Genomic DNA, 10,746 nt, shown 5'->3' with positions numbered 1-10,746 from the left:
TTGATCTGCGACCTGGCCGCACCTTTGTCGACCAGCAGCTCGGCCCGCATCCACGCGGAGGCGTCCTTGTCGCCGGTCTCGGCGGCGATGTCACCGGAGACAGCGAGCACCCGCAGCGTCAACGCGGCCTGCTGGGCCTGGAGCTTCTCCACCTTGGCCAGGTAGTCCTTCTTCTGGCTGGTGCGCCAGTAGGCCGGGTCCATCGCGAGCAGTTCTTCAAGGGAGGTTTCGATGGCAGCAAGAGCCGACTCGATGAGGTCTGTGGGGTTGGTGCCCCAGTGGTCGATGCTCATGGCTGTCACCTCCTTCGAAGGCGTGTCGTAGTGCCTCCGATTCTACTCCAGACATGCCTTCTTGAACACCTATCTGTGCAGGTCAAACCCGTTTTTCGCGGTGAGCGAACGACCTCGAACCTGTGGATGGTAAATGGCCCGAAGGGCCACCCTCCTGCCCCACGCGCATCACCATTCCCCAGCAAGATTCCGCTGCGCCACACCCGGGCCGCCGCCCCGATAGCCAGCCAAATCTTTCTCGAGGGAGCACGGAGTCAAGGACCGCGAAGCGGCCGGCGAAGCCGGCGGCCGAAGGCCGTCCTTTACTCCGGGTTTCCTCGAGAAGACCCTCGAAGAAGGGTCGGCGGCCCACACCGGCCTTCGGGCGAAAGGCTTCCGGCAGGGAGGTCTCGACAAGCTCGACCACCGGGGGCCGGTCGTTCCGGTAAGGAACTGTGTTGGTCTCGACACGCCTCCGCCTAGTGGCTCCGGCGGCTCGACCAGCGGGGCAGGGTCTCGACAGGCAGACCCCAGGGATGACCCCGAGCCGACCCTTGCCGATCAACCCCAGGTCGTACATCAGGATCAGCCCCCAGCCCGATGCGGGCTGACCCGCCGGAACGACAGGCTCGGTCGCATGACACAGACCTCTGTTCACACGACAACAGCAGCCGCCCGAGCGGTGGGATTGACGAAGACCTACGGCAAGGGTGCCACCGAGGTGCACGCGCTACGCGGCGTCGACCTGGAGATCCGCCGCGGGGCGTTCACCGCGATCATGGGCCCGAGCGGTTCGGGCAAGTCGACGCTGATGCACTGCCTGGCGGGGCTCGACCGTCCCACCAGCGGCGAGATCTCGGTTGCCGGGCAACCTTTGGAGAACTTCAATGACGACCAGCTGACCATCTTCCGGCGGGAGAACGTCGGGTTCGTCTTCCAGGCGTTCAACCTGCTGCCGATGCTCACCGCCGGGCAGAACATCCAGCTGCCGCTGGAGCTCGCCGGCAAGCGGGTGACCGACGAGACCCGCTCGCGGGCGCAGATGATCGCCGACACCCTCGGTATCGGCCAGCGCCTGGGCCACAAGCCTTCCGAGCTCTCCGGCGGCCAGCAGCAGCGTGTGGCCATCGCCCGCGCACTGGTCACCCAGCCCGCGATCCTCTTCGCCGACGAGCCCACCGGCAACCTCGACTCCGAGACCTCGGCAGAGGTGCTCGACCACCTCCGCCGCAGCGTCCGCGAGCTCGGCCAGACCGTGGTCATGGTGACCCATGAAGCCTCCGCCGCTGCGTACGCAGACGAGATCGTGACCGTCAAGGACGGGCGCATCGAAGGGGTGACGCGCTGATGCGGACGGTGTTGTTCGCGTCCTTGCGAACCTACGCCCGTCGATACGCCGCGGCCGTGGTGGCGGTCGTCGCCGCGGTCGCCCTGATCGTTGTCACCAACGCGCTCACCTCCGCGACGAAGGCGGGACTGTTCGCGGGCATCGACGCGCCGTTGCAGAACGCGGTCGGCGCGGTCGACCTGCCGACGAGGGAGGCCACCGCGAAGTACGTCGAGCAGGGCGGCTGGCCGATGGCCCGCTCGATGCAGCCGGTCCGCTCCGAGACGAAGATGTTCGGCCAGGACATCATGGTCGGGGCCGTCTCCACCGAGAAGCGGTGGCAGTGGCAGGACCTCGAGGAGGGCCGGTTCCCGACCCGAGCCGGCGAGTCCGTCGTCGACGCCAACGCCGCCAAGACCAACGAGGTCGCCGTCGGCGACAGGCTCCAGGTCGGCAGCGGAGACACGGCGATCGACACGACGGTCGTCGGTCTCGTGGACGCCCCGTCGATGTGGACCTCGTCGATCTACGTGACCTGGCCCGAGATTCAGGGCTGGGAGGAGCAGTACGTCCAGGCCGTCCTCACCGCCGACACCGGCGACAAGGCCGACGGCTGGCTGAGCACCGACGACTACCTCACCGAGCTGCAGACCCAGCTCAACAAGGAGGTCAACATCATCGCGTACATGGTCTTGATCTTCGCCTTCATCGCCCTGTTCGTCTCCGTGCTGGTCATCACCAACACGTTCTCGATCCTCTTCGCCCAGCGGATGCGCGACTTCGCGCTGCTGCGCGCGATGGGTGCGACGAAGCGGCAGGTCCTGAGATCGGTACGCCGCGAGGCGCTCGCCCTCGGGCTGCTCGCCTCGCTGCTGGGCCTGGCCGTGGGCGCACTCCTCGGCTGGGGGATCGTCGCGGTGGTGCGGCAGTTCGCCGAGACGGCACCGTTGGGGGCGGTCTCCTTCGAGTGGCCGTGGCTCGTGACCGCGTTCGTGCTCGGCGTGCTCACCACCCTGGTCGCCTCGTGGCTGCCGACCCGCCGGCTGATGCGGCTGAGCCCGCTGGCCGCGCTGCGTCCGCAAGACGGCTTCGACGTACGCGGCGCCGGGAAGTTCCGGATCGGGTTCGGCCTGTCCGTCGTGCTCGCCGGGGTGGCGACGATCTTCGTGGCCGTCGGCTGGGGCGACCCGCAGTCCGGGATGGTCATCGTGCTGTTCGGCTGTGGGGTCACCTTCCTCGGCGTGATGCTCCTTGGGCCCGTGCTGGTGCCCGGCCTGGTGCGGCTGGCAGGGGCGGCCCTGGCGACGGTCGCCGGGTCCCCGGCGAAGCTGGCCGCGGCCAATGCCGGCCGCAACCCGAAGCGCACCGCGGCCACCGCGGCGTCGCTGCTCGTCGGTGTCACGCTCACCACCGGGGTGCTCACCGGGATGAGCACCATCCGCACCGCCACGGTCGACGAGATGGCCGCGCAGCACCCGATCGACCTCGCTCTGCAGGCGGAGTCGAAGCCGCTGGAGGACTCGGTCCTCGCAGACGCGAAGTCGGTCCCGGGTGTCGCAGACGCGGTGGCAGTGCCGGGCGTGATGGCCTCGGTGAAGGACGACGGCAAGCCCGTTCCGGTTCCGGTCGTCGCCCCTCCCGCGGGAGACATCGCGCTCCGGGACCTCAGTGTGAAGCCCGGCACGATGGTGCTCTCGCCGCTCGCCGCCTCCGCGTTCATCGAGGACTCCTTCGAAGCCACGGGCGAGAAGGTGACGCTGGTCGTCGGCGACCGCTCGGTCACGGTGACCCTGGACGTCCGCGAGATCGACGGCGCCGCACAGATCTCTGCCGCGACGCTCGAGAAGCTGACCGACGCCCCGCAGACCTATGCCGTCTGGGTCCGTGCGGAGGCCGGCGCCGACCCCGAGGACATGGCCGGATCGCTCGGCGCGCTCGCTCCGGACGCCGAGCTGATCAACGGCAAGGCCCAGCGCGCCTGGGTCGAGCTCCAGCTGGACGTGTTCACCTGGGCGGTGATCGGGCTGCTGGCCATCTCGGTGCTGATCGCGCTGGCGGGCATCGCCAACACGCTGGGACTCTCGGTCCTCGAGCGCGGCCGTGAGCACGCGCTGCTGCGGGCGCTGGGACTGACCAAGCGTCAGCTGCGGCGGACGCTGGCTGCCGAGGCGGTGCTGCTCTCGGCGGTGGCAGCCCTCGTCGGCACCGCACTGGGCGTCTTCTTCGCCTGGGGCGGCAGCGAGATCCTGGTCGGCGACATCATGCCCGACGCCACCTTCCAGCTGCCTGTGCTGCAGCTGATCGGCGTGGTCGTGGCCGCCGGCCTGGCGGGCCTGGTCTCCTGCGTGGCGCCGTCAAAGCGGGCCACCAAGGTCAGCCCAGCCGAGGGACTCGCGCTGGACTGACCGCGGTCAGGAAATGTGTTGGTCTCGAGCCGGACTCGTTCGTTCCTCACGAGTCCGGCTCGACCGGCGGGGGTCGCCCGTCGGTCGAGCCGCCGGTCCCTCCGCCCGCCGGTCGGGCCGCGAGGCCGCCCGCCGGCCGAGCGTGTCGAGACCAACACGGTCGCCTAGGCGTTCGTCTCTTCCAAAGCCTCGGTTTCCTCACGTGCTTGCGTGCGCGCGGAGGCGATCAGGCTGGTGGTGACGGTGACGACGAGGATGCCGACGATGATCACCAGGGAGAGCCAGGTCGGCACGACGGGGACGCCGTCCCAGTGGCCGTGGGCCCAGTGCAGGCCGAGCTTGACGCCGATGAAGGCGAGGATGGCGGCCAGACCGTAGGAGAGGTGGACCAGCTTGGACAGCGCCCCCTCGAGCACGAAGTAGAGGGCTCGCAGGCCGAGCAGCGCGAACGCGTTGGTGGCGAAGACGAGGTAGGGGTCGCCGGTGATGCCGTAGACAGCCGGCACCGAGTCGACCGCGAAGATGATGTCGGTGGCGAAGATGGCGAGCACCACGATGGCCATCGGCTTCAGGCCGACCTTGCGGCCGAGGCGTACGACGAGCATCTCCTCGGGGTCGATCTTCTGGTCGTGGCCCTGGAGCGCCTCGACGAAGAGCTTCGCGGCGGTGATCAGCAGGATCGCACCGAAGACCAGGAAGACGAAGTCCCACTGGGAGAGCGCCGCGGCGCCCAGGGCGATGAAGATGCCGCGCAGCACCAGCGCGCCGACGATGCCGAAGAGCAGCACCTTCTGCTGCAGGTGGCGTGGCACCGCGAAGGCCGCGAGCAGCAGCATGAAGACGAACAGGTTGTCGACGCTGAGCGACTTCTCGACGATGTAGCCGGTGTAGTACTCGAAGCCGGTCTGGCTGCCGTGGGCGTTCCAGACCCAGACGCCGAAGGCGAGCGGAAGCGCGACGTAGAAGGCGGACCAGCCGATGGCCTCCTTCATGGAGACCTCGTGTGGGCGCCGGGTCAGGATGAAGTCGAGGGCGATCAGCACCACGACGGCGGCGATGGTCACGGTCCACAGAGTGGGCGTGGCAATAGTATCGAGCATGCGGGTTCCTCAGGCGTGTCGATGAACGTCTGAGGTCTCCCTCACCCCGGATCGGGGCGCCATCCCGGGACGGTGTCGGCACCGACGTACTGACCGGAATGAGCTTGGTGAGGTACTCCCCTCGAGGTGAAGCCTAACTGTTGGACAGAAGAGGTTCGCAACTGGCCGTCTCACGACACAATGGAGGGATGACGACGGCGGCACAGCTCTCTTTGGTCAACGACCTCGCCTCCCAGGTCTCGGAGGTGGCGACCGACGACATCTCGCTGCTGGCGGCCTCGACCGACCGGTCCGGGTCGGTCGCCGCCGGCCTTCCGCTGGCAGTCGTACGCGCCCACAGCATCGCCGACGTCCAGGCGGCGATGCGGGTCGCCTCTGCCCATCGGGTGCCGGTCGTCCCGCGGGGCACGGGCACCGGTCTCGCCGGGGGAGCGGTGGCCGGCACCGGCCACCTCGTCGTCGACCTCTCCGCGATGGACCGGATCCTCGAGCTCGACCCGATCGACGAGATCGCGGTGGTGGAGCCGGGCGTGCTCAACGCGCGCCTGGACGCCGCGGCCGCCGAGGTTGGGCTGCGCTACGCGCCCGACCCCGCCTCGGCGGCGATCTGCTCGATCGGCGGCAACGTCGCCACCAACGCCGGCGGGCTGCGGTGCGTGAAGTACGGGGTGACCCGGGAGGCGGTCCTGGGCCTCGACGTCGTCCTCGCTGACGGCACCCTTATCCACACCGGCCGCCGCACCATGAAGGGTGTCGCGGGGCTCGACCTCACCGCCCTCTTCGTCGGCTCCGAGGGCACCCTGGGCATCGTCGTCGGCGCGACCCTGCGCCTCAAGCCACGCCCGGTCTCCACGCTGACGGCTTCGGCTGCGTACGCCTCGGTGGCGGCAGCCGCGCGTGCCTGCGCCGAGATCGCCGCCGCCCGGCGGCTGCCGTCGATGCTGGAGTTCATCGACCGGCGCTGCCTCGAGGCGGTCGACCGGTTCGCGGGCACCACGTACGCCGAACGCGGTGACGCGCTGGTGATCGCCCAGGCCGACGGGCCGGCGGCCGTGACGGAGATCGAGGCGATCGCAGCGATCCTCGGCAAGGAGGCGACCTGGATCGAGCAGGGCGTCGACGAGGAGTCCTCCGACCGGCTGGTCGAGGCGCGTCGTCAGGTCCTGCCCGCCATCGAGGCGGAGGGGTCCTGGTTCATCGAGGACATCTGTGTGCCTCGGTCCCGGCTCGCCGAGGCGGTCGACCGGATCTCCGAGATCTCGCAGCGGCTCGGCGTACGCACCTACACCCTCGCCCATGCGGGCGACGGCAACCTCCACCCGGTCATCGGCTGGGATCCCTCCCCGGGCGACGTCCCTGGAGCGATGCCGCCCGCCGAGACCATCGCAGGCGATGAGATCTTCGCTCTGGCCATCGAGCTCGGCGGCACCACCACCGGTGAGCACGGTGTCGGTCGGCTGAAGCGCAAGTGGCTCGAGCCCGAGATCGGCGCCGACTCGATCGACCTGCAGCACCGGATCAAGGCGGCCCTGGACCCGCTGGGGATCCTCAATCCGGGCGTCGGGTTCTGAGACTCCGGTGGTCGAGCTTGTCGAGACCACCCATGTGACACTCTTTACGCTGTGCGTGTCGGAATTGCTGCTGTCGTCCTGACCCTCGGCCTCGCGGTCACCCTGATCGCCTGTGGCGGTGAACCCGAGGCCGCCGACTCGTCCTCGGCTCCCGGCGAGTCGCCCAGCGTGGCGACGGTCGTGACCGAGATCAAGGGCGCCGACGGCACCTCCGCGACCGCTGGTGGCTACACGCTCGGTGACGTCAGCCTGCCCGCCGAGGCGGGCACCCCGGGCAAGGTGAGCTTCACGATCACCAAGGACGGCGACCCGGTCACCGACTACATCGAGGAGCAGACCAAGGACCTCCACCTCTACGTCGTACGCGACGACCTGGAGGTCTTCCGTCACCTGCACCCCACACGAGGCGAGGCCGGGGACTGGTCGGGCGACCTGACGCTTCCCGCCGGGGGCACCTATCGGGTGGTCGTCGAGTTCGCGGCCCGGACCCCGGACGACAAGGGGGAGCAGGCGATGCTCGGCGCGACGGCGAAGGTCGCCGGACCGACCGAGGTGGACGTACCCGGCTCCGACGACGGCGTCGTCATCGCCGCGCTCGAGGAGACCCCGAAGCCCGGGGTCGACCAGGAGATCGGCCTCCTGGTCTCCGACCCGGCCGGCAACCCGGTCAACCTGGGAACGTACCTCGGCGTCTACGCGCACGTGACCGCGTTCAGCCGCGAGACGGGCGAGGTGATCCACCTGCACCCGCTCGGCGGCCCCGAGAACCAGGAGGACGGCACCCGCCTCGGCATCCATGTGAAGCCGCCGAAGGCGGGTGACTACGTCTTCTTCGCGCAGGTGCGGGTGGACGGGATGATCCACACGCTCCGGCTCCCCGTCACTGTCTGAGTCACTGCCTGACGGGGAACTCCACCAGCGCCAGCGGGCTCTCGAACTCGCCGAGCCGCAGCCCGACGGTCGCCTCCCAGGTTCCACCCTTGGGCAGTACGACGTCGGCCTCCCAGGTGCCGGCGCCGACCGTCGTCAGGGCCAGGCTGCCCAGGTCGACGCTGTTCTGGTCGCGGCTGGCGGAGCTGAGCTTGGCGCTCGGGACCGCCGAGGCCTCGACGGGCTCACCGGCCGCGTCCTGGATCTGCAGCCGGAGCACGTTCGGACCCGGGCCTGCGGGTGTCAGCGTGGCGTAGACCCGATGGTCGTCACCGAGCTTCGCGGCCTGGGTGTTGGTCTGCGCGACCGTGGCCGTGCCGGTCCCGGTCGCGCCGGTGTCCGCCTGCGGTGGCTGGTCGACCAGGAAGCCGGTGACACCGAGGACCACCACGAGCACGCCCGCCTCCATCAGCACCGCACGGCGCAGCATCGAGCCGGCCTCGACGGTGTCGTCGTGACCGACCGCCTGACGGATGCGCGGGAGGACCAGCAGCCGGTTGCCGGCCGCCATCACCGCGACCGCGACGACCAGGGCGACCTTGGTCATCAGCAGGGTGCCGTACGTGCTGTTGAGCAGGTTGTCCCACGAGCCGAGGATCCGCCAGCCCATCAGCACGCCGGAGACGGCGAGAACGGCCAGGGAGACGGCGGCGAGGGTGGAGAAACGGGTCACGATCTCGGCCGCGACCGTCCCGCGCCGGGTGATCAGCGGCAGGGTCAGCGCGAGACCGACCAGCCCGCCGAGCCAGAGCGCCCCGGCGATGAGGTGGACGATGTCGGTCGCGGTGACCAGCCAGGCGGGTACGACCGCGCGGGAGTGGCCGACCAGCGCCGGTGCCATGATCGCGATCAGCCCCGCGGCCGCGGCCAGGCGGGGCCGCGGCCGCAGGGCGAGCGTGGCCGCGATGCCCAGGATCCCGACGAGCGCGCTGAGCCACTCCTTGCCGACCGAGGCCGGCGACCAGGCGTCGAAGGTGAGGATCGCGCCCGGTCCGCTCTCACTCTGCAGCGCACCGCTCGCCGGGGCCAGGAAGACCAGCGCCAGGACCGCGACCATGCCGGCGACGATCTGCAGGCGCTGGACCCGCGCTATCGCACGGTCGGGGACGCGGCGCTCCCCAACACTGTGCCCACCCAAGATCAGCGCACGGAACCAGACCAGGCCGACGATCAGCAGCAGCGCGGCGTACTGGATGAACTGGAGGACCCCGTGGATCACCGCCGTCGCCCTCGACGGCTCCGAGGAGGGCGGTGGGGCGACGCTGAGGCTCGGCGCTCCGACCGCGAAGGTCAGCGAGCCGGAGATCGGGTGACCGTCGGCCGAGACCGCACGCCAGGCGACGACATAGGTGCCGTCGCCGAGGCTGGTCGGGCTCGCGAGCGCGACCTCCATCGAGGTGCCGCTCGCGGTCGCCTCGGAGGTCACCTCCTCGCCCTTCGCGTCGTAGACGGTCACGCCCGCCGGCGGCAGGCTCACCGCCTCGTCGAAGATGAAGGTGATCGTCTCCGGCGCCACCTCCAGCACCGCACCCTCCTCGGGGTCGGTGCCGATCAACGACGCGTGCGCCTGGGCGGGGGAGATGCTGAGCAGGACGGCGTACGCCGCGGCAGCAAGCGCCACGAACAGCCGCCCCAGGGCGCGCCGGCCCGGACGGTCGAGCCCGGGCCGGCGCGTCAGGGGAGCACTCACGCCTTACGACGCCCCAGCGCGAGGGCGGTCGTGCCGGCGATCAGTCCGAGGATCCCGGCGCCGGCACCGATGCCGGCCCACAGGTTGCTGTCGCCGCCCTCGTCGACGTCCGTTGCGACCGGCTCGGCCTTCTCGGCGGCCTCGTCGGAGCTGTGGCCGTGGCCGTCCTCGGTCGCCTCGGTGACCTCGAAGGCCGGTGCCGGGTTCTCGGGCTCCTCGGTGGCGCCCTCAGGGGTCTCCTCGATCCAGGCGGTCTCGCCCTTCGCGCAGGTCTGGATGACCGGGAAGGCGAGCGTGCCCTCCTCCTCGGGAAGCTGGAGGGAGACCTCGAAGGCGTCACGCTGGCCGTCGGGCAGCGGGGTCTTCGCGGTGTAGACGATGGTCGCGTCGCGCTCGGTCAGCTCGTTGCCGTGGGCGTCCTTGATCGGCTCGGCGAGCTTCTCGGTGGTGACCTTGACGTCGTAGAACGGCTGACGGGTCGGGGTGACCGTGTTGACCCCCTCCGGCACCTGGATGGTGATCTGCTTGGTCGGGGAGCCTTCGCAGCCGTGGCCGTTGCTGAAGGTCAGCACGGTGTAGGCGCCGGCCGCGGTCTCGGTCGGGGTGACCGTGACGTGCGCGGAGGCCGGAGCGGCGACGAGGAGGGTGACAGCCGCGGCAGCGGCGGCGGGCGCGCCGAGGCGCGCGAGGGTACGTCGAGACATGGGTGATGCTTTCTGTGGAGTGTTCTGCGTCGGGCGGGTGCCCGGTGGTCGGGGTCGAGTCCTCAGGCGAGGACCGGTGGACCCCGGCCGGCAGCGACGTACGTCCACAGCCCGGTGCGCGGCACGACCGGCTGCGCCTGGACCGGCAGGCGGAACGGAACCAGAACCTGGGGCGTGGTCAGCGCTCGCGAGATGACCTGCCAGGCCCGGCGGTGCAGCAGCCACACGGCCACGGTCAGCGCCGCGGCCGCGGCATGCGCGATCAGCATCGAGGTCTCGCCCGCCGCGCCGGTGTGCGCGTGCGCGGCCGGCGCGGCGTACGCCTCGAAGGCCGCGTGCATCCCCAGCTGCGCGCCCCCGGCCAGCACCGCTCCCAGAGCGATCCCGACCCGGCGCTGCAGCACCACGACTCCGACGCCGAAGGCAGCGAACCCGGTCGCCACCAGCCACAACGCGTCCGGCAGCTCTCCGCCGCCGGCCAGGTGGGCCAGGCTGGACCCGGTGGTGATCTCGACCGCGGCGAGCAGCGCCAGCCACACGCTCCCGCGTGTAGGCCGCACCACCTTCAATTCCACGCCGGTCATTGTCGCAGACGAACCGAGGCGCCACGTACGTCGGCCGAGAAGTCACCCCGCGACATCGCGAGTCGGCTCATCCTGACCTGAAATCACGTCGAGTCGGCTCGTCATGACGAGCCGACGCGGCGGGGGATGGGGGGAGGACGTGCCCCCGTGAGGGAGGCGGGGT

General features: G+C 70.3%; 8 protein-coding genes and 1 pseudogene. 4 read left to right on the top strand and 5 right to left on the bottom strand.

The window, feature by feature from the left end:
* Positions 1–293, bottom strand: a pseudogene (locus tag ABZZ22_RS26165) (HNH endonuclease); the annotation flags it as partial.
* Between the two features lie 616 nt (positions 294–909).
* Here ABZZ22_RS26165 and ABZZ22_RS26160 point away from each other — a divergent pair.
* Both ABZZ22_RS26160 and ABZZ22_RS26155 read left to right on the top strand, forming a co-directional pair.
* Complete coding sequence (locus ABZZ22_RS26160) at positions 910–1,620, top strand: ABC transporter ATP-binding protein (RefSeq protein WP_354938196.1); 711 nt, start codon at positions 910–912, stop codon at positions 1,618–1,620.
* Positions 1,620–4,004: an FtsX-like permease family protein gene (locus ABZZ22_RS26155; RefSeq protein ID WP_354938194.1), complete on the top strand. Its 2,385-nt coding sequence runs from the start codon at positions 1,620–1,622 to the stop codon at positions 4,002–4,004. The genes ABZZ22_RS26160 and ABZZ22_RS26155 overlap by 1 nt, the downstream gene beginning before the upstream one ends.
* A gap of 164 nt (positions 4,005–4,168) precedes the next feature.
* Here the strand turns inward: ABZZ22_RS26155 and ABZZ22_RS26150 are convergent, their stop codons facing one another.
* Complete coding sequence (locus ABZZ22_RS26150; protein WP_354938192.1) at positions 4,169–5,104, bottom strand: TerC family protein; 936 nt, start codon at positions 5,102–5,104, stop codon at positions 4,169–4,171.
* Positions 5,105–5,292: 188 nt separating this feature from the next.
* Between ABZZ22_RS26150 and ABZZ22_RS26145 the strand changes: the two genes are divergently transcribed.
* Both ABZZ22_RS26145 and ABZZ22_RS26140 read left to right on the top strand, forming a co-directional pair.
* Positions 5,293–6,675 carry an FAD-linked oxidase C-terminal domain-containing protein gene (locus ABZZ22_RS26145; protein ID WP_354938189.1) on the top strand — a complete coding sequence of 461 codons (1,383 nt, stop codon included), beginning with the start codon at positions 5,293–5,295 and terminating at the stop codon, positions 6,673–6,675.
* 51 nt (positions 6,676–6,726) lie between these two features.
* Positions 6,727–7,566, top strand: a complete 840-nt coding sequence (locus ABZZ22_RS26140) for a hypothetical protein (protein WP_354938186.1) — start codon at positions 6,727–6,729, stop codon at positions 7,564–7,566.
* Position 7,567: 1 nt separating this feature from the next.
* On the opposite strand, the gene ABZZ22_RS26135 is transcribed toward ABZZ22_RS26140, so the two are convergent.
* The 3 genes from ABZZ22_RS26135 to ABZZ22_RS26125 form a co-directional block, all read right to left on the bottom strand.
* Entirely contained in the window at positions 7,568–9,295 is a 1,728-nt protein-coding gene (locus ABZZ22_RS26135; protein ID WP_354938183.1) for a copper resistance protein CopC, read from the bottom strand.
* Complete coding sequence (locus ABZZ22_RS26130) at positions 9,292–9,999, bottom strand: YcnI family protein (protein WP_354938181.1); 708 nt, start codon at positions 9,997–9,999, stop codon at positions 9,292–9,294. Before ABZZ22_RS26130 ends, ABZZ22_RS26135 begins: the two co-directional genes overlap by 4 nt.
* A gap of 62 nt (positions 10,000–10,061) precedes the next feature.
* Positions 10,062–10,583 (bottom strand): cell division protein FtsQ, encoded by a 522-nt coding sequence (locus ABZZ22_RS26125; RefSeq protein ID WP_354938178.1) that lies wholly within the window; start codon positions 10,581–10,583, stop codon positions 10,062–10,064.
* Positions 10,584–10,746 lie beyond the last annotated feature (163 nt).

This window comes from Nocardioides sp. NPDC006273 (assembly GCF_040613495.1).
Lineage (GTDB): Bacteria > Actinomycetota > Actinomycetes > Propionibacteriales > Nocardioidaceae > Nocardioides.
The sequence above is the reverse complement of the archived record's forward strand: the minus strand, read 5'-3'. Positions and strand labels throughout refer to the sequence as shown.